Source organism: Pseudomonas sp. TH06 (assembly GCF_016651305.1).
Lineage (GTDB): Bacteria > Pseudomonadota > Gammaproteobacteria > Pseudomonadales > Pseudomonadaceae > Aquipseudomonas.
Map to the genome: position 1 here is coordinate 804,950 of NZ_JAEKEC010000001.1, position 20,333 is coordinate 825,282.

General features: G+C 59.4%; 12 protein-coding genes and 2 tRNA genes. 6 read left to right on the forward strand and 8 right to left on the reverse strand.

The window, feature by feature from the left end; genetic code table 11:
- Positions 1-32: 32 nt before the first annotated feature.
- Together JFT86_RS03605 and JFT86_RS03610 are read left to right on the forward strand one after the other, a co-directional pair.
- Positions 33-2,609, forward strand: a complete 2,577-nt coding sequence (locus JFT86_RS03605; RefSeq protein WP_201232128.1) for a hypothetical protein — start codon at positions 33-35, stop codon at positions 2,607-2,609.
- Between the two features lie 65 nt (positions 2,610-2,674).
- Positions 2,675-7,393, forward strand: a complete 4,719-nt coding sequence (locus tag JFT86_RS03610) for an NEL-type E3 ubiquitin ligase domain-containing protein (RefSeq protein WP_242489469.1) — start codon at positions 2,675-2,677, stop codon at positions 7,391-7,393.
- A 43-nt stretch (positions 7,394-7,436) separates the two neighbouring features.
- On the opposite strand, the gene dnaB is transcribed toward JFT86_RS03610, so the two are convergent.
- The 7 genes from dnaB to rnr all read right to left on the reverse strand — a co-directional run bounded on the left by dnaB (position 7,437) and on the right by rnr (position 14,731).
- Entirely contained in the window at positions 7,437-8,834 is a 1,398-nt protein-coding gene (gene dnaB, locus JFT86_RS03615) for a replicative DNA helicase (protein WP_201235761.1), read from the reverse strand.
- 120 nt (positions 8,835-8,954) lie between these two features.
- Positions 8,955-9,401, reverse strand: coding sequence for a 50S ribosomal protein L9 (rplI, locus tag JFT86_RS03620; protein WP_003186385.1), 447 nt, complete (start codon positions 9,399-9,401; stop codon positions 8,955-8,957).
- A 19-nt stretch (positions 9,402-9,420) separates the two neighbouring features.
- The gene (locus JFT86_RS03625) at positions 9,421-10,314 is read right to left on the reverse strand and encodes a hypothetical protein (protein WP_201235763.1); all 894 of its coding nucleotides are present in this window, start codon (positions 10,312-10,314) and stop codon (positions 9,421-9,423) included.
- Positions 10,315-10,350: 36 nt separating this feature from the next.
- Positions 10,351-10,581, reverse strand: coding sequence for a 30S ribosomal protein S18 (gene rpsR / locus JFT86_RS03630; RefSeq protein ID WP_002551829.1), 231 nt, complete (start codon positions 10,579-10,581; stop codon positions 10,351-10,353).
- Between the two features lie 29 nt (positions 10,582-10,610).
- On the reverse strand, positions 10,611-11,030 hold the full coding sequence (gene rpsF, locus JFT86_RS03635; protein ID WP_201235765.1) for a 30S ribosomal protein S6: 420 nt from the start codon (positions 11,028-11,030) through the stop codon (positions 10,611-10,613).
- A 306-nt stretch (positions 11,031-11,336) separates the two neighbouring features.
- Positions 11,337-12,104 carry a 23S rRNA (guanosine(2251)-2'-O)-methyltransferase RlmB gene (rlmB, locus tag JFT86_RS03640; RefSeq protein ID WP_201235766.1) on the reverse strand — a complete coding sequence of 256 codons (768 nt, stop codon included), beginning with the start codon at positions 12,102-12,104 and terminating at the stop codon, positions 11,337-11,339.
- A complete protein-coding gene (gene rnr / locus JFT86_RS03645) occupies positions 12,101-14,731 on the reverse strand; it encodes a ribonuclease R (protein WP_201235768.1) in 2,631 nt (876 codons plus the stop codon). The genes rlmB and rnr overlap by 4 nt, the downstream gene beginning before the upstream one ends.
- Positions 14,732-14,957: 226 nt before the next feature.
- On the opposite strand from rnr, the gene JFT86_RS03650 reads away from it, so the two are divergent.
- From JFT86_RS03650 to JFT86_RS03665, 4 genes are all read left to right on the forward strand, one after another.
- Positions 14,958-15,044: transfer RNA gene (locus JFT86_RS03650), tRNA-Leu, on the forward strand.
- Positions 15,045-15,225: 181 nt separating this feature from the next.
- A tRNA-Leu gene (locus JFT86_RS03655) sits at positions 15,226-15,312 on the forward strand.
- A 286-nt stretch (positions 15,313-15,598) separates the two neighbouring features.
- A complete protein-coding gene (locus JFT86_RS03660) occupies positions 15,599-16,609 on the forward strand; it encodes an iron ABC transporter substrate-binding protein (protein ID WP_201235770.1) in 1,011 nt (336 codons plus the stop codon).
- Positions 16,609-18,174, forward strand: a complete 1,566-nt coding sequence (locus JFT86_RS03665; protein ID WP_201235772.1) for an iron ABC transporter permease — start codon at positions 16,609-16,611, stop codon at positions 18,172-18,174. Before JFT86_RS03660 ends, JFT86_RS03665 begins: the two co-directional genes overlap by 1 nt.
- 90 nt (positions 18,175-18,264) lie before the next feature.
- Here JFT86_RS03665 and JFT86_RS03670 read toward each other — a convergent pair whose 3' ends face one another.
- Entirely contained in the window at positions 18,265-20,199 is a 1,935-nt protein-coding gene (locus tag JFT86_RS03670) for a methyl-accepting chemotaxis protein (RefSeq protein ID WP_201235775.1), read from the reverse strand.
- Positions 20,200-20,333: the final 134 nt, after the last annotated feature.

Here is a 20,333-nt window from a genome sequence, read left to right on the forward strand (position 1 = left end):
GCGAACCTATTTCCCTCTTCAAGGATGAAGACATGTCACCGAAACCACCCGCCAGGGGCGTCACCAGCGTGGATGTCCATACACGCCCCAATGAACCGACAACCGCCGCTGTACGGCGCCAGATCGACTCGCCCGCCGCCCACGCACTGCGAACAGCTCAACGCCCGGACAGCACGCCGGCAGACGTAGACCTGGAGGCAATCACTGCGGCGCCAGCGGTCACCATCAGCCGGCCTTTATCCGCCGCCGAAGTGCTCAATCCGGCATCGCAACAACCGCTCAGACATTACTGGATCAGCACCGAGGCCCCGCTTCCGCACGCCGACGCCGAGGGATTCAGGACGTTCAAGGGGCGTCGCTACGGCAACGTGGCGGAGGGCGGCGTCGTGCATATCGTGAGCGAACCGGAAACGGGCCGGTATCGGGCAAAACTGTCGAGCGAATTGCTGCCTTCCGGGCCGACTTTGTCATACGACATCAGCAGTCAACTCTGGCGCCCGCTGGCTGATTTTGTACCAGTCACCTACCCGTTGCCGGTCAGCCGCCTGCAGGGTTTTCGCACCGATCTGGATTTCACTGGCGTCGAGCCGGGCCCTGACAAGCTGCACCGCTACTTGGGAAAACTGTACGTGGTGATCGAAAAAAACGCGTATCAGGTTCTCCATGATCAGGATTCTTCCTCGCCGCAAACACCGGTCATGCGCATTGTCCGGCCAGAGGATGCTGTCGCCCGTGACGAGCAGAACCTGTATGTCGCGTCACGCCCGGGCCGCTCGGAACCGATTGCCCACGACGCGGTGGATGGCTGGGTGGGCATTCTGGTCGGCGGCATCAGCGGCATGCCGAGGACCAGGACCAGCAACATCGCCGCCACGGCAGTGGCCAGCCTGGAGCTGCGCCTGAAAAACGACACGGAGGCGATCAATCAGGCGGTCGTGGACTCCCGGCAACTGGAAACCGAATGGCGCGAAGCAAGAGGCAAAGAGGGTGAAAGAGGCGCCGCCGTGGCGATGGAAGTACAGATTCGCCGCTTGATGCTTCTACTGGATGACTCCGCCAGTTTTTACCTGAACCAGCGCGAGGCGCTGGCCATGGTCAAAACCAGCACCGTTTACAAAAAGGAATTACTCGAAAGGCAGATAGCGCAAGTCGCTGCCTACACCCGCCTGATGTTCGTCAGGGATGCGCGGCACATGCAGGAGCTGCGCACGCCCGTGGATATTCTTGAGGCCTATCGCACAGCTGCGAGCTATCTGGCGAACAAACTGGCGCTCATGGAAAAGCGCCAACAAATCGCGAGTGACGCCCTCAAAAGCTCGCCTTCATCACAGAGTGAGCTGACGGAAGTGGGTTTCGACCCGACCGATATTCACGCCGTGACCGCGCGCTGGATCGATGCGCGCAGCCGTCTGCTGACGGAGGTGCCGATGGGCGCAGATTTTGTTCCGGCGAAACTGGCGATCGCGTTCTCGGAGGCGACCACGGCCTTTCAAGCCATCGAGCGTATGCCGGACAACGCCCGCATCGCCGTACTGAGCACGTTGCTCGACCAGTGCGCAGCGATCCGGGCGTCTTACGAACGCTTTTCCCTGCCGCCTGATCCGGCGCATGTGAACTCGAGAAACGAAATCACCAAAGCCATACGTGCCTTCGAAAACACTCTTGAAGAACGGTTGGCACGCTACGACCAGGATCTGGAAAGAGTCATGGTGCTACCGATCCATGACCAACCCATCGACTTCGACTTCATCCCCGCACAGGACCGCACCGGGGTAACGCCGCCGCCCAAGCGCGTGTTCCGCGCCCGCCATCATGGCCATTTCAAGATCTGTATCGGCCAGTCGCGGCGAACCCCGGCGGGCGACGAAGTGATTGATGTGATGAGCGCCGACAATCCGACTCAGACGTTGCGGACCTATGAACGCAAGGAAGGCGAATGGCAAAAGATCGTCACGACGCAAGACAAGACCCTTGGCGTCCTGATGACCGAAGCCGACGAGAGCCTTGCAGCCATCGAGGCTCAATTGGCCGGCGCTCGTCAGGATGAGAGAGCGAAGGAAACCGCCAGCAACATACTCGACAGGCTTGGCGCCAAGGCAGAAGAACTCGACGAATTGCGTGTGCAGATCGAACAGTCACCCAACCCGCTCGCAACGGATGTCGAGCCGCTGATTCAGCGCCTGCGCGAAAACAGTCAGCGTTTGCGCAGCGAGGGCGAGGACATTCGGGTGCGGCTGTACAAGGACAAAACTGTTCTGAGTGCCGACCGGGTGGCGTATCTGATCAGCCACGGTCATCTGAGCGTCAAACAAACCCACAATCGGGTGGCGCGAGGTAAAGGTGAGCAGAAGGAGTTTCTCAGCATCTACTCGGTGAATGACAGGCAAACCGGTGACCCCCTGTGGCACGTCCACTTTCACTATGAAAAGCAGGACAGCCCGGCGCTGAACTTCAAGGTCAAGGGTGGCCACCTGAAAACCCTCGCGCAGAGTCGATCGGGCGTGACATCGCAACGTCTGGATGAACTGGCCGGCCGACCTCACGTGCGCATATGGCGCGAAACCATCGATGGCAGAACCGCACAAAAAATCTTCGATCTCGCGGACTGAACAATTGCACCGACCGGCACGGCAGCGCCGGTCGGCGACCCGCCGCATCCGGCACAAACCCGGCAATGACGCCGAAACTGCTCAACGACCCATTAGCGGAAGTTGAAGCAACACTCTTCAAGGACGAAACATTCATGCCTGTAAAACCGCCGACCCGCAGCACCGTCAACGTTGAGGTGCACACACGCCCCGTGCAAACGGACAACATACATTTGCCGCGACCGGACACCCTGGCACATCTGGACTTCGATATTCCGACCTTACCAAGGCCACGAAACCCGACACCTGCGGGCAGAACCCCCGCCCAGGCTGACCTGGAAGCCATTACTCCAGTGCCGGTCACTATCAGCCAGACACCCTCGGTGGACATCGTCTCGGCACCTGCGCAGCGATCGCTGGAACATTACCGGATCGCGACGAAAACGGCGCTTCCGCCGGCCGACGTAGACGGATTCATCACGTTCAAGGGACGCCGCTACGTCGATGTAATGGACGTGGGTGTCGTGTCTGTCGGGGTCGATCCCCACACCGGCCAGCAGCGCGCGAGACTGACCAGCGAACTGCAACCGTCGGGGCCGGTGCTGGTTCGCGATCCGCAGAGCAAGCTGTGGTATGAGCAGGACGACTCGCCGATCACTTTTGCGCTGAGCGACAGTCGGTTGCAGGCTTTTCGCACAGCGCTGGACTTTGCCGGCGTCGAGCCCGGCACTGATGGCCTGCACCGATTTGACGGCAAGCTCTTCGCGGTGATTGAAAATATCGCCTATCAAGCCCTGCACGATCCCGAAGCCTCCACTGCGTTGACGCCAGTGATGCGCATTGTCCGTGCCGACGATGCCGTCGCCGCCAGTACCGACAACCTTTATGTCGCGACACGCCCGGGCCGATCGGAAGCCATTGTGTTCGATTCGGAGGACGGCTGGCTCGGGGTCAATCTTCCGGGCGCAGGCGGCATGCACCGCGCCGGACAAGCCCCGCACCGGCAACTGATGGACCGTTTCACCAGCGCACTCAATCGCCTGAACAGCCCGGCGGCACGCGTGCGCAAGCTGTACCCGTCGTTGAGCGAAGAGCAAGTCAGCGCCGTAATCCAATCGCTGGGGGAGGATGTTTCGGGCGGTCTGGTACGTCGCGAAACAGATTACAAAAACCTCAAGAAAGAATTGATGGCCTGGTCTCGCACCTACACGCAATCGCCCGTGCCGGCCGCCAGCAAAGCCTGGATTGACCTCGCTGCTGTGGAGATCAAGCGCTGCTGGCGTCAGCAAACCGGGTCAACGCTGAAACTGATACCTGCCCCGGACGGAACCACTTTGCCACCGTTCAAAGCCGACTTCGGCCATGTTCGGACGCTGGAACTGGACAGGATCACCTGGTCAGACACCTCCGACACCTTTCTCAGCGGCTTTTCGGGTCTGGAACGCCTGACGTTCACCCGCTCCACCGTGGAAAAACTGCCCGACGTTGTCGCCACCCTGCATAACCTGAAAGCGCTGGACCTGAGTTCGAACCAAATTCAGCTGGATGTTCCGGCTGCCACCAATCTGAGCTCACTCTCCCGACTTGAGCGGATCGACCTGTCTGGCAATCCCCTTGGACAGACACCGGACTTCAGCGCCATGGCGGCGTTGAAAGTCGTGAACCTGAGCAATACCCGCATCGACCACTGGCCGACAGGTCTGGAACAGCAGGCTGGGCTGGAACTCGTCGATTTGCGCCAGAACCGTCTGAGTGAAGTCCCGGAGGCGATCCTCAACCCGCCGGCCGATCAGTTGCAGGCACGCGCGCGGATCAACGGCGTCACGCTGCTTCATGACAACGCGTTTGCGCCGGGCTACTGGAAAACGCTGGAAGGGTTCTGGCGACGCGTCGCCGCTGCACACCCGGAGATGGCCACCCACGCTGGTAACGGCGCATTCAGGCTTGATGGCGATACCGCCGACGTCACCATGGTGCAACGCCTTCACCCCGACAAGGATGCGCAAGCGGCCAAGGACTTCGTTCTGGAAATGGACGACACAGCACGCACCGGGCTGGCTGCACGCGCGCTGGAACTCGATCAGTTGGAGGCGCAATTGGATGAATACGTCCGGACTCACGACGACCCCGCCACCAGCACTGCGGCGACAAAACTCTGGGTGCAGCGCGTTGCCAGGACGATCAAGGGGTGCTGGCTGCGTGACTCCGGGGACGCGCTGAGATTACCGCTCGGGGCCGGCCCACTCCCGGCTTTGAGCGCGGATTTCAGTCATGTCCGGTCGCTGGACCTGCACACCATTGCCTGGTCGGACGCGGCCGACGTATTCCTGGGCAATTTTTCCAATCTGGAATATCTGGCGGTCACCCACAGCGCGATTGAAAAGTTACCGGGGAAAATTGCCGAGATGGACAAACTGAAGTACCTCGCCCTGAACAATAACCGCATTGAACTGGACGAGCAGAGTGCGGCAAAACTCAGCACGTTAAGTCACCTGGAAACGGTCAATCTTTCCGAGAACCCGGCGCTGAAACTGTCGCCTGACTTCAGTGCCATGTCTGGCCTGACCTCCCTGAACCTGAGTAATTCGGGAATCAGTCAGTGGCCGAGCGGCTTGCAGGACAAGACCGCGCTGACCGGCCTGGATCTACGCAACAACCAATTGCGTGAGGTGCCGCTGGCATTTCTCGATCCGACTCCCGAGCAGTTGCCGGCGATGGCCCGGCTCAACGGGGCCACACTGCTCGAAGGCAACGACTTTCCGCCGGCGTACGGGGAGAAATTCGATGCTTTTTGGCTGCGCGTGAACACGGCTCACCCCGAGCTGTTGAGCACTGCCCACCCCTCAGCCTTTGATAGCGACAACTCAAGAGCACAGCGCTACCGACGACTCTTTCCAAACAAGAGCATCAAGGACTGCCGGGAGTATCTCTGGGGCCTTGAGAGTGGCGCTGCGGGAAAGAAACTCAAAAGCCTCGAAAAGGAATTCGGCGTACTGAAAACTCAACTCGACGCCTGGGTGTTTTCTGGAGGAGGCAACCGCGGGGGGTACATTCGCGCAGATCAATTGGCGGTCAACGCACTGACCCGCGCCGACCGGGTCCAGGCCAGTAACAGGATTATCAAGTGCTGGAGGCGGGAAACACCGCAGCGGCTGGCCAATGACCGCACGCCCATCGGCCTGGAACTGGATCTCAGTGGCCTGATGCTGCCCACCCTGCCGGACATCGATGTCGATTTCAGTCATGTCGGTTCTCTCAGATTGAGCAATATGGCGCTGAACACTTCACCGGAAGGCTTTCTGACCCGCTTCCGTCATGTGCGCTGGCTGGATCTGTCACAAAACCAATTGCGTGAGCTGCCGCCGGCCGTTGGAGAAATGAGCGGGATGACCCGACTGTTTCTGCAGAATAATCAGATTTCCCTGACAGCCGACACCGCCCGCGTGTTGTCCGAGCGCGCAACACTGCGAGCCCTGTGGTTGCACGACAATCCGCGACTGGGCATCCCGCCGGAATTCAGCCATATGCCCGACATACGCTCGGTGAATCTGGCTAACACCGGGATCGACACCTTCCCGACCGGAATAGCCGATCAACCATTGCTGGACACGTTCAATCTGAGCCACAACCAGATCACCGACATTCCGGATGTGGTCGTTGCCCCGCCGGACGATCGACTGGCGCACACGGTGCGCATCAACAACGTGACCGATATCGGCCACAATCCGCTGTCCCCGGAGACCCACTTACGGCTGGATCATTACGATGCCCGACTGATAGAGGCCGAAACGCCGCTGCGGGGCCTGCACAATTTGATCGACACGGCGCGAGGCCATGTTCCGGTCCTCAGTCGACCCGCGACAGATGATCCGATGACACGCTGGACATCAGGACTGACGGCCGATGAGGTAACCGCCAGAAGAAGTCAGTGGCGAACACTGCGTGAGCAGCCGCGTTCGGGAGGGTTGTTCGATACGCTTGAACGCTTGCTGGACATCCCGACCGGTCACCACGACCTTCAACGACGGGTCTGGAAACTCATCGACAGCATTACCGAAAACAACGCGGACTCCGAACGCCTGCGCAAAGAAGTATTTGATCGGGCGGGCGACGCAGCCTGCTGTGATCGGGCGGCGTTCACGTTCACCAATCTGGAAATCCTGACAATGGTGCACGACGCTCGCAGCCAGGCTCGAGATCACGCCCAAGGCCCGCAATTGTCTGCACTTTCCAAAGCGTTGTTCCGCTTGCATGAGGTCGACAAAATCGCCTCGGCGGACATTGCCCAGCGTGAGGCCAGAATTCTCGAATCAAGGCCGCAGGGAGCAGCGGCGCAGCCAGCACCTCACGTCCGCGAGGAAGTCGAGATCCGGCTTTTCTATCGCCACCGCCTGAAAGAACGTCTGCAACTGCCGGGACAGCCGGAGCGAATGGGTTTCGATAATTTAGTCGACGTGACCAAGGCGCAACTGGATGCTGCGTACGAAAAAGTCATCGCGCTGGACAACTCACCTGAAGAATTCAACGCGCTGGTGTCGAGGCAGTTCTGGCAGGAATTCGTCACCCACAAGTACCGTGCGCAATTCGATGAGCAGCAACAGACGTTTCAGGATCGCCAGGCGCTCCTCGATGACGCGCACGCCGCCGAGACGCTTGCATTTGCCGAATACGACGCGCAATCCAAGGCGCTGCAAACTTCGCTGGCGAACGTTGAAGAGGCGCTGATCGTAACGTTGTCCCGACAAGAGATGAACGAGCATTCCGCGCGCGACACCGGCGCGGAGGTCGCCGGCGGAACTGAATAACACGCGGGGGAAGAACAGCTGACCGGTTGAAACCGGCCAGCCATTACTCGTCGTCGTCGAAGTTGTAGCTGCCCGGCGCCAGGTTCTCGAAGCGGGTGTATTTACCGATGAACGCCAGGCGGATAAAACCGATCGGGCCGTTCCGTTGCTTGCCTATGATGATTTCGGCAATGCCTTTGTGCTCGGTCTCAGGGTGATACACCTCGTCCCGGTAGACGAACATGATCACGTCGGCATCCTGCTCGATCGCTCCGGATTCCCGGAGGTCGGAGTTGATTGGTCGCTTGTTCGGTCGTTGCTCCAGGGAGCGGTTGAGCTGGGACAGTGCAACCACCGGGCAGTTGAATTCCTTGGCCAAGGCTTTCAAGGAACGCGAGATTTCAGAAATCTCGTTGGTTCGGTTGTCGCCGCCGGAACCTGGAATCTGCATCAATTGCAGGTAGTCGATCATGATCAGGCCGATCTCACCGTGCTCACGCGCCAGACGTCGGGTACGTGCACGCATTTCAGAAGGGCTGATACCGGCGGTGTCGTCGATGAACAATTTGCGATCGTTGAGCAGGTTGACCGCCGAGGTCAGGCGCGGCCAGTCGTCATCTTCCAATTGGCCAGAACGCACCTTGGTCTGATCGATCCGCCCCAACGAGGAGAGCATACGCATGACCAGCGATTCACCTGGCATCTCGAGGGAATACACCAGCACCGCTTTATCGCTGCGCAATACGGCGTTTTCCACCAGGTTCATGGCGAAAGTGGTTTTACCCATCGATGGACGGCCGGCAACGATGATCAGGTCGGCCGGTTGCAGGCCGCTGGTTTTCTCGTCGAGGTCGGTGTAACCGGTGGACAGGCCGGTGATGGCGTTGTCGGTGTTGAACAAGGTGTCGATGCGGTCGATCGCCTTGGTCAGCAAGTCATTGACGCCCACCGGGCCGCCGGTTTTCGGGCGAGCCTCGGCAATCGCGAAAATCTGCCGTTCGGCTTCGTCGAGGATTTCCTCGGCAGTGCGACCTTCCGGGTTAAAAGCGCTGTCGGCGATTTCGGTGCTGATGCCGATCAGTTGGCGCAACGTCGCTCGCTGGCGAACGATCTGCGCATAGGCCTTGATGTTGGCGACGGACGGCGTGTTTTTCGCCAGTTCGCCAAGATAACCGAGGCCACCGACTTGCGAGGTCTGACCTTCCTTGTCCAGTTGCTCGGACAGGGTCACGACGTCGATCGGGGAGTTCTGATCGGCCAGTTTGGCGATCGCACGGAAGATCAGACGGTGGTCATGTCGATAGAAATCGCCGTCGGAGACTTGATCGAGTACGCGTTCCCAGGCGTTGTTGTCCAGCATCAGACCACCGAGTACAGCCTGTTCGGCCTCGATGGAATGCGGCGGCACCTTCAGGGCAGCGGTTTGCAGATCGTATTGCTCGGGAGCGGAGATATCGTTCATGGCCACTTGTGTAGTTTGGAAAAACAGGGAATTCAGAAAGACAAAGGGCACGACCTGTAAACAGGATCGTGCCCGATGTTAACCGTCTGACGGACTAGCCGCCAGCCGATCAGGTGTTACTTAAGCTGCTACCACTACAACGCGTACGGTGGCTTCAACTTCGGCGTGCAGGTGCACAGCCACGTCGAATTCACCCACGTTGCGGATGGTGCCGTTCGGCAGACGAACTTCGCTTTTCGCAACTTCAACGCCGGAGGCGGTCAGTGCGTCAGCGATGTCGTGAGTACCGATCGAACCGAACAGCTTGCCTTCGTCGCCAGCGGTGGCAGTGATGGTCACTTCCAGCTCGGCCAGTTGGGCAGCACGGCTTTCAGCCGATGCTTTACGGTCTGCGGCAGCTTTTTCCAGCTCAGCACGACGCTCTTCAAACGCAGCCAGGTTGGCAGCAGTTGCAGCGGTAGCTTTGCCGAAAGGCAGCAGGTAGTTACGGCCGTAACCGGCCTTAACGTTTACTTTGTCGCCCAGGTTGCCCAGGTTGGCGATTTTTTCCAGAAGGATCAGTTGCATGTGGAAATCCTCTTAACTTTTAACCTTCACCGTTCGCGCTGTCGGTGTCTTTCGACACGTGACGACCGCGAAAATCAATCAGGCTGTCGACAATGGCCAGAACCACGAGCAACGGATAGATCAGCTGCATGAACAGCAACAGCGTGACGTACAACCCCACCAGCCAGAAACCGGCCAGTCGCTTCTGCCCGACCAGCCCGTGAATCAGGGCCAGACCGGCGAACACCAGCGGTACACTGCACAACGGCGTCAACATGGCCATCTGTGCACCGAGATTCGGGCCCAGAAGCATCAACGCCAGCAGCAACATCGCCGGCCCCAGCGGGATCCGGATGGCGCGAAACTCGCGACCAAAACCACCCGGGTTGTACAACAACGCCTGCCAATGACGCCCGACAATCAGGCTCAGCACGCTGACGATCTGCAACAAAGCCGCAATCAGTCCGGTCAGGACCGGTGCAATCAGGGACGCGAAACGCGCTTGCTCTTCGACCGACAATTGCTTGTAGGTCTCACCGAGAAGCGCCGGCATGACCTTTATAAGGGCCTGCGCGAGCATCTCGATCTGGGCGGCAAACGCCGCCCCGAGCACCACTGAAAACACCACTCCAATCGCTACGCTGACCAGCAGCGTGCGGACCCAGGATTCACTTGCGCGCAAAACCAACGCAAGTCCCGAAGACCCCAGCAGCACCAGAAGTGCCCGTGGGTCATCGGCATACAGCCACCAGATCAATGCCGGCAGCAGCCCCAGGGACAGAACGCCAAGGGCGCCCGTCAATCCGCGCCGCAGAAGTACAAGACTCCCGGCGGCGGCACCCAACCAATACAACAACGGTAATGTTGCACATCCGGCCACCACGAGAGTGGCCTGCATACGGCCTCGCATGATGAACTCAGCTAAGGCACGCATGCATTCAATCCTTTGCTACTTGTCGACTGCCCGGTCTCAGCGGCCGTGGCTGTCGGTGTAGGCCAGCAGGGCCAGGAAGCGGGCGCGCTTGATAGCGGTGGCCAGCTGACGCTGATAACGAGCTTTGGTACCGGTGATGCGGCTTGGAACGATTTTGCCGGTCTCGGATACGTAGGCTTTCAGAGTGTTGAGATCTTTGTAATCGATCTCTTTCACGTCTTCAGCGGTGAAACGGCAGAATTTACGACGACGGAAGAAACGTGCCATTTGATAGGCTCCTTAATAAGGTCCGTGGATTACTCGTCAGCGTTATCGCTGTCGTTCTCTTCGCCTTCAACGCTTTCAGCGCCTTCGTGCTCAGGACGATCGCGACGCTCACGGCGCTCACTGCGGTTTTCTTCAGCCTTGAGCATCTCGGATTGGCCGGTAACGGCTTCTTCGCGACGGATGACCAGGTTACGGATCACTGCATCGTTGTAGCGGAAGTTGTCTTCCAGCTCGGCCAGGGCCTTGCCAGTGCACTCAACGTTCAGCATCACGTAGTGAGCCTTGTGAACATTGTTGATTGCGTAGGCCAGTTGACGACGGCCCCAATCTTCCAGACGGTGGATTTTGCCGCCGTCTTCTTCGATCAGCTTGGTGTAACGCTCAACCATGCCGCCGACTTGCTCGCTTTGATCCGGGTGGACCAAAAAGATGATTTCGTAATGACGCATGAATGCTCCTTACGGGTTGTAGCCTGCCGCTCAAAAACGGTCAGACAAGGAGTGAATGACACTTATGGACTTGCCGGCGCGGGGCACATGCGTGCCTGCCGTCACAGCAAGGGGCGCAATTGTAGAGAAGGGACAGAAGAGGTGCAAGGCAATTGGTGATTATTTGAACAATCACCGATTCATGCCACCCCACAAAACAATGCAGGAGTGAGCCTGCTCGCGATGAGGGCGCAACATTCAACTTTAATGCTGAATGTTACTCCGCTATCGCGAGCAGGCTCACTCCTACAGGGGAGTTGCAGCAGATCAGGACTTCTTGGCGGCAGCCTTGGCTTTCGCGCCACGCTGACGCTGCGCTTCAAACAGGCAAACACCAGTCGCCACGGACACGTTGAGGCTGCTGACGCTACCGGCCATCGGCAGCTTCACCAGATAGTCGCAGTGCTCGCGGGTCAGGCGACGCATGCCTTTGCCTTCGGCGCCCATGATCAGGATGGTCGGGCCGGTCAGGTCCTGGTCATAAATGCTGACCTCGGCCTCACCCGCCGTGCCGACAATCCACAGACCGCGCTGCTGAAGCTTTTCCAGAGTGCGCGCCAGGTTGGTCACGGCAACCAGCGGAATCACTTCGGCCGCGCCGCAAGCCACTTTACGCACCACAGGGGTCAGGGTGGCCGACTTGTCTTTCGGTACGATCACCGCCAGCGCACCGGCAGCATCCGCCGAACGCAGGCAGGCACCGAGGTTGTGCGGATCGGTCACGCCGTCGAGCACCAGCAACAATGGCGCGCCTTCGGTGCGATCAAGCAGCTCGTCGAGCATCGCCTCGCCCCAGACCTGGCTTGGACTGACGTCCGCAACCACGCCCTGGTGCACACCTTCAACCCAGGCGTCCATTTCACGACGCTCGGCCTGGCCGACCTGGACACGATTCTCGTTAGCCAATTCGATCAGGGTCTGCACGCGCGGATCGTTGCGGCTTTCGGCCAGCCAGATCTGCTTGACGCGTTTCGGGTGGTGACGCAACAACGCTTCTACCGCGTGAACGCCGTAGATTTTTTCCAACTGACTCATGACTTCGCCTTCGGTTTACGCGCCCCGCCACTTTTGGCTGGAGCAGAACCCGCTTTTGGCGGGCCTTTACGGTGTTTGCTCGGTTTGGCTGGCTTGCCGCCGGAGGCCTTTTCAGGCGCCGACCGTCCGGTCTTTCCCCCAGACGCCGCTTTACCACCGCTTTTGGCATCGGAAAGCAGTGCTTTCTTCATTTCACGGCTTTTACGCAGCTCGGCGTTTTTCGCCACGGCATCGCTTGGGCGATAGGCTTCGACAGCCTTCTCTTTGGCTGGACGACGGCTGGCAGTTTTTGCCGGGGCCTTTTCTTCCACAGCCTTGGTCGCTGGAGCAGCGATTTCAGCACCACGCTTCTTGCGGCCGATCGGCGCGCTGATGGTTTTTTCCGCCATCTCGAAATCGATTTTGCGCTCGTCGAGGTCAACGCGCATGACGCGAACTTCAACGGTATCGCCGAGACGGAAGCTGCGACCGGTGCGCTCGCCCGCCAGGCGGTGATGCACAGGATCGAAGTGGTAGTAATCACCCGGCAGCGCGGTGACGTGGACCAAGCCTTCGACATAGATGTCTGTCAGCTCGACGAACAGGCCAAAACCGGTCACCGCAGTGATCACGCCCGGGAACGATTCGCCCACGCGATCCTTCATGAACTCGCATTTGAGCCAGTTCACTACGTCGCGGGTCGCTTCGTCGGCACGGCGCTCGCTCATCGAGCACTGTTCACCGAGTTGCTCAAGGGCCGCTTCGTCGTACGGATAGATACGCGCCTTCGGAATGGTCATCGCACCGGCACGGCGAACGTGCGGGGTGTCCTGTTTCGAATGGATCACGCTGCGGATCGCGCGGTGCGTGAGCAAGTCCGGGTAACGACGGATCGGCGAGGTGAAGTGGGTATAGGCTTCGTAATTCAGGCCGAAGTGGCCCTGATTGTCGGCGCTGTACACCGCCTGACTCAACGAACGCAGCATCACGGTCTGGATCAGATGGAAATCCGGACGGTCCTTGATGCTCGCCAGCAGTGCCTGATAGTCCTTAGGCGACGGGCCGTCCTTGCCTTTGTGCAGGGACAGACCGAGCTCGCCGAGGAAGGCGCGCAGTTTTTCCAGACGCTCCGGTGGCGGACCATCGTGGACACGGTACAACGCAGGAATTTCGTGCTTCTTGAGGAACTCGGCGGTGGCCACGTTGGCGGCCAGCATGCACTCCTCGATCAGCTTGTGCGCGTCGTTACGGGTAGTCGGACGAATTTCGGCAATCTTGCGCTCGGTACCGAAGATGATTCGGGTTTCCTGCGTTTCGAAATCGATCGCGCCACGTACGTGACGGGCCGCCAGCAGAACCTTGTACAGCGCATAAAGCTGTTTGAGGTGCGGCAGAACGTCGTTGTACTCACCGCGAAGCTGACGCGCCTCGGTGATTTTCGGCGTTTCCAGCATCGCGCTGACTTTGTTGTAAGTCAGACGAGCGTGGGAATGAATCACCGCTTCATAGAAGCAGTAGTCGGTCATTTCGCCGGACTTGGAGATGGTCATCTCGCAAACCATGGCCAGACGATCGACGTGCGGGTTCAGCGAGCACAGGCCGTTGGACAGCTGCTCAGGCAGCATCGGCACTACGCGCTCAGGGAAGTACACCGAGTTCCCGCGCACTTGCGCTTCGTTGTCCAGCGCCGAACCGATCTTCACGTAGCTGGAAACGTCGGCAATCGCCACGTACAACTTCCAGCCGCCGGAGAACAGGCGCAGCTTGCCCGGTTTGGCTTCGCAATAAACCGCATCGTCGAAGTCGCGGGCATCTTCGCCGTCAATGGTGACGAACGGCAGATGGCGCAGGTCGACACGCTTCTCTTTGTCTTTCTCTTCGACTTCCGGCTTGAGCTTGGCCGCTTCTTTCAGAACAGCCTCAGGCCACACGTGCGGAATGTCGTAGGTGCGCAGGGCAACATCGATTTCCATGCCCGGCGCCATGTAGTTGCCGACCACTTCGACCACGTCGCCTTGCGGCTGGAAGCGCGGCGTCGGCCAGTGGGTGATCTTCACCTCGACGAACTGACCGATCTGGGCGTTGGCGTTGCGGCCCGGAGTGACCAGCACTTCTTGCTGGATTTTCGGGTTATCCGCGACAACAAAGCCGATACCGCCTTCTTCAAAGTAGCGGCCGACGATGGTTTCGTGAGCACGTGACACCACTTCGACGATCACGCCTTCGCGGCGACCGCGACGGTCGAGACCGGAAACACGCGCCAATGCACGGTCGCCGTCGAACACCAGACGCATTTGCGCCGGGCTCATGAACAGGTCATCGCTGCCGTCGTCCGGCACCAGGAAGCCGAAGCCGTCCCGGTGACCGCTGATGCGGCCGAGGATCAGATCAAGCTTATCCACCGGCGCATAAGTGCCACGACGGGTGTAAATCAGTTGAGCGTCGCGCTCCATGGCGCGCAGACGGCGACGCAGGGCTTCGATCTGGTCTTCGGTGGTCAGACCAAACTCTTCGACCAGTTGCTCGCGGGCAGCAGGCGAACCCCGATCGGCGAGATGCGCCAGGATCAGTTCGCGGCTGGGAATAGGGTTTTCATATTTTTCCGCTTCACGAGCGGCCTCGGGATCGAGGGACTGCCAATCGGCCATTAGAGAGTTTTCACCTTGTCTATATGCGGGTTAGTTTGGCATAGGCGCCATCAAACGGGAAATTTCCGACTATATAAGGCCCATCTAAAGCCTTGTATCGACGCCTGAAAGCACTTTTGAACACCGTTGGTAAAAAAAACCAAAAAAACTGACGACAGGGGTTTACAGTTAAAAAGACGCTCCGTATAGTGCGCGCCATCGACGACGTACAAGCGTTGCCGATACTGCCCAGATGGTGAAATTGGTAGACACGCCAGCTTCAGGTGCTGGTGACCTTACGGTCGTGGAAGTTCGAGTCTTCTTCTGGGCACCAATTTCGAGTTTGAGACTAGAACAGTTTCAGAACTCACACAAAAACCCGCGAAAGCGGGTTTTTTGCATTCTAAGGAACGGATTTGTTAAAACCGGATTATTAAAATTAAATCAGGGGTTTACAGATCAAAAAGCGCTCCGTATAGTGCGCCACATCAACAGCGGCAACGCTTGCGATGAATGCCCAGATGGTGAAATTGGTAGACACGCCAGCTTCAGGTGCTGGTGACCTTACGGTCGTGGAAGTTCGAGTCTTCTTCTGGGCACCAATTCAAACTCAAGGTTACGACGTTGAGTTTCACAAAAACCCGCGAAAGCGGGTTTTTGCGTTTCTGGCTTCCGAAAAAACACAAATCCCCTGTAGGAGCTGCCGAAGGCTGCGATCTCTTGATCTTGCTTTAAAAACAGATCAAAAGATCGCAGCCTGCGGCAGCTCCTACATTTCAGCGCATGAGCAGTACCAGACCCTGCGTCGTCCCGCAAGGCGCACTTGAGAAACAATATCGTTTATCATTGTTGCAAGTTTTTGCAATGCGACAGTGAGGAACCCTGCGAATGACGTTTCGAAATACCCTGCGCCGAGGCTTGACCTTCACCCTCCTCGGCCTGGCGCTCGCCACTCCCCTCACCCAGGCTGCCGATGCGGTTTCCCTGACTCTCTATAACGGCCAGCACAAGGAAGTCGGCGACGCGATCGCCAAAGCCTTCGAAGCCAAGACCGGCATTCACGTCAATGTGCGCAAAGGCAGCAGCAATCAGCTCGCCAGCCAGATCATCGAAGAGGGCGACCGCTCCCCTGCCGACGTGATCTACACCGAAGAATCCCCACCGCTGAATAACCTTGGCGAGCAAGGCCTGCTGGCCAAGACCGATGACGCCACACTGGCGGTTTTGCCAGAGAAATACGTGGCCGGCAATGGCACCTGGATCGGCATCACCGCGCGGGTTCGAGTAGTCGCTTACAATCCAAAACTGGTCGATGAAAAAGATCTGCCGAAATCGGTGATGGAGTTCTCCGATCCGAAGTGGCAAGGCAAGGTCGGCTTCGTGCCCACCAGCGGCGCATTCCAGGAACAAGCGGTAGCGATCATCAAGATGCACGGTCGCGACGCCGCCGAAGAATGGCTGACCGGGCTGCGCGCCTTCGGCAAGACCTACAGCAACAACATGGTCGCGCTCAAGGCTGTGGAAAACGGCGAAGTCGCCACCGTCCTGGTCAACAACTACTACTGGTTCGCCCTGCAACGCGAGAAAGGCAAGCTTGATTCGAAGCTGCATTACTTCACCGGCGGTGACGTCGGCGGCCTGATCACCGTGTCCAGCGCAGCCGTGCTGAAATCCAGCAAACACCCCCAAGAAGCCCAGCAATTCCTTGCCTACATGGCCAGCCAAGAAGGTCAGCGCGTGATCACTCAGACCACCGCCGAATATCCGCTGCATAGAGGCATGGAGTCGGATCGCGGACTCAAGCCGTTCAGTGAGCTGGAAGCACCGAATGTCACTCCGGCGGATCTGGGCAACGCCGAAGAAGCACTGGATCTGGAACGCGAAGTTGGCTTGAACTGATGACCGCATCGTTATCCGCCCCCGCCGCGCGCGGGGGTTACGTGCCACGGCGCAAACGCCCGTCAGTCTGGCTGGTGCTGCCAGTGTTGCTGCTGGTGGCGCTGAGCCTGTTGCCGTTGGCGTATGTCGGACTCAAGGCCTGGCAGGCGGGCTGGGCCGAGGCGCTGCACTTGTTGTGGCGCCCGTATGTTTTCGGCCTGCTGCGCAACACCTTGGCGTTGATGGTGGGCGTGACACTCACTTGCGGCGTGATTGGCCTGTCGCTGGCGTGGCTGCTGGAACGCAGCAATTTGCCGGGCCGGCGTCTATGGGGCGTGATTCTGTGCCTGCCGTTCGCGGTGCCAGCGTTCGTCAGCAGCTTCACCTGGGTTTCGTTGAGCGCGCAGTTCGAAGGACTCGGCGGGGCGATTCTGGTGATGAGCCTGTCGAAATATCCGCTGATCTTTTTGCCGGTTGCAGCAACCCTGCGCAATCTTGATCCCTCCCTTGAAGAATCCGCCCGCACGCTGGGCCAAAACCGCTGGGGCGTGTTTTTCCGCGTCACCCTGCCGCTGCTCTGGCCGTCGCTGCTGGCCGGCTCGCTGCTGATTGCCTTGCACATGCTGGTGGAGTTCGGCGCACTGTCGATCATCGGCCTGCAAACCTTCACCACCGCGATCTATCAGCAATTCGAACTGGAATTCAGTAACGCCAACGCGGCGATGCTGTCTGCGGTGCTGCTGGCGCTATGTCTGGTGCTGCTGTGGCTGGAACTGCGCGTGCGCGGCAAGGGCCGGCATGTGCGCACCGGGCAAGGTGCGGCGCGCCAGGCCGAGCAAGTTCGGCTGGGGCCGTGGGCCGCTGTCGGTCAGTTGTATTGCCTGATGCTGGCGATTGCCGGCAGCGGGATTCCGCTGGGGATGCTGGCCTACTGGCTTGCGGTGGGTTCCTCGGCGGCCTTCCCGGTTGCTGCGATTACCGAAGCCCTGTTGTCGTCACTGGCCTTGTCGCTGGGTGGAGCGGCGTTGTGCTTGGTGCTGGCGGTGCCGGTCGGACTTCTGGTGGTGCGTTACAAAGGCCAACTGGCGATCTGGGCCGAGCGTCTGCCGTATCTGCTGCATGCGCTGCCGGGACTGGTGATTGCGCTGACGCTGGTGTATTTCGCCCTGCATTACGTGCCAGCGCTGTATCAGACATCCGGGTTGCTACTGATCGCTTATGCGCTGCTGTTTCTGCCATTGGCTCAGGCGCCGATTCGTACCGCGCTGAACAAGGCTGCACCGCAGCTGGAAGAGGCCGCGCGTACACTTGGCGCATCGTCGTTCACGGCATTTTGCCGGGTGACGCTGCCGATCATCTTCCCGGCCTTGGGCGCGGCATTTGCGCTGGTGTTTCTGGATGCGATGAAGGAATTGACGGCGACGCTGCTGCTGAGTCCGACCGGGCTCAATACCTTGGCAACCGAGGTCTGGGCACATACCGCGAATGTTGAATTTGCAGCGGCGGCGCCTTATGCGGCGCTGTTGATTGTTGTTTCCGGATTGCCGGTCTATTTACTTACGACGCGGATGTATCTGAGCCGCTGAAATGGCTATCGCGAGCAGGCTCACTCCTACATTGGAACGCACTTCTCTGTAAGAGTGCGCCTGCTCGCGATGGACCCCTATAAGACAACATCAAGCCCTGAACTGCCCCAGACTCGCCTTGAGTTGCGCCGCCAGACCATCCAGCACCTTGCCACTCGCCGTGGTTTCCACCACCGCCTGCGCCGCTTTCTCGGCCTGCGCATGAATTGTCTCGACCCGCCCACGCACTGCCTGCGCCCCTTGCGCCTGATGCGCAGCGGCCTGCGTCGCCAGGCCAATCGCCGCATGCACCTGCTCGACCGAGGCCTGCACCGACTGCTGTAGCCGCGCACTGTCGCGCAGCACCAGCAAACCTTCGCTGGCCTGACGTCCGGCCTGACCAATCGCTTCCACCGCCTCACGCGCGCCCTGCTGCAACGCGACGATGTGCGCCTGAATATCACCAGTCGAACTTTGCGTCTTGCTGGCCAGCGCCCGCACTTCGTCCGCCACCACGGCGAAACCACGTCCGGTCTCGCCCGCCCGCGCCGCTTCAATGGCTGCGTTCAATGCCAGCAAGTTGGTCTGCTCGGCGATCCCGTGAATCACCGTCAACACCACTTCAATCTGCTCACTCTGCTGCGCCAGCCGCTCAATGACTTTCGCCCCGGTATCGACCTGCCCCGCCAGCGCTTCGATCAAACTGCCAACCTTGGCCGACGTGCGTGTGTTTTCGTCAGTCGCCTGGCGAATATCCACAACCTGCTTCAACGCCGCCTGCATCGCGTGGCTTTCCGATTGTGCTTCGTCAGCCATTTGCGACAGCGCCCGCAGACTTTCCGCCACTTCATCACGCTGCATCCCCGCCGCCGCATCGGCGCCAGCATTGCGCAGGGTCATCGCGCCAATTTCGACACCGGTACGCTGGGCCACATCGCCCGCCTCGCGCACGATCGGCTGTAACTTATCCACAAAGCGGTTGACCGCCGCAGCCATGTCGCCGATTTCGTCCTTGCTGTTGATCTGCACACGCTTGGTCAGATCGCCCTCGCCTGCCGCCAGATCGTCCATCGCCACGTTGAGCATCTTCAAGCGATTGACTACGCGATGCCCAAGCACCACCGCCAGCAACAGCAAGACGCCACAGCCGACCAGCGCCAGACCCAGACCGATCCGCCAGCGCAGGGTGGCCGCCGCTTCCTGAACGGTGCTGGCGGTATTGGACTTCATCTGCGCCGCAGTCGACTGCGCCGATTGCAGACGCGCCTGCATGGCCGTGGCGCTGTCCGCTGCAGCGCCTTTCAGGCTGTCGCCGACCAGTTGATCGCTGCTGGCAATCAGCGCCGAGAAGCGTTTGTCGAGCGCGGCCAGATCGGTTTCCACAGAGGCCGTGGAAACGCCCATCAGCACTTTGCCGATTTCCACGCCATTCGGGTTGATCGACGCTTCGAGGTAGTAAACCGACGGATCGTTTTTCGCCGCATCCAACACTTTGTCCAGCGCACGCTCACCCTGACCTTTTTCCAGCAAAGCCTTGTTGATCGGGTTTTCGCGGTTGAGGTAACGGGTCAGGTGCTGACCGGTGGCGTCGTCGTAGACCACGAACAGCACATTGGGATTGCGCTGGGCGCGTCGTGCAAATTCGGACAAGGTCGGTACGTCGCTGTCCCACATCGCACGCGGCGCGACGGAGGCCAGCAACTGCGCCATGTCATTGGCCGAATCCTTCAGATCTTTTTCCAGCGTTGCACGTAGCTGCACCTGCTCGTCCTTCAGACGCGAGGACAAACCAGCCGTCAGACGCTGACGGGTGCTGGCTGACAAGGCATCGAGGCTCGAAGTGACTGCCCGCCCGGCCTGTTCCAGTTCGCCGGAGAGCTTTTGGCTGTCAGCACCCAGGCGTACAGCCAGATCAGCTTCCAGCGCCGTGACGGTGCTCCGTGTCAGGGCGACCGCCACCAACACCTGCACCAAAAGGGCGATACCAAGGGTAACGAATACAGGTCGCAACAAACGGCTTTGTAACAGTGAGAGAACGGCCGACACTGTGAATACCTCTACTTCTGACGCCATTAATTTGATGGCACTCTTGTAGGGAGATTCACAGCAAAGGTCATGCCGTCCAACAGGCATAAACGACAAAGGCCCCGATTAAGGGGCCTTTGTGTTTTTACATCAAC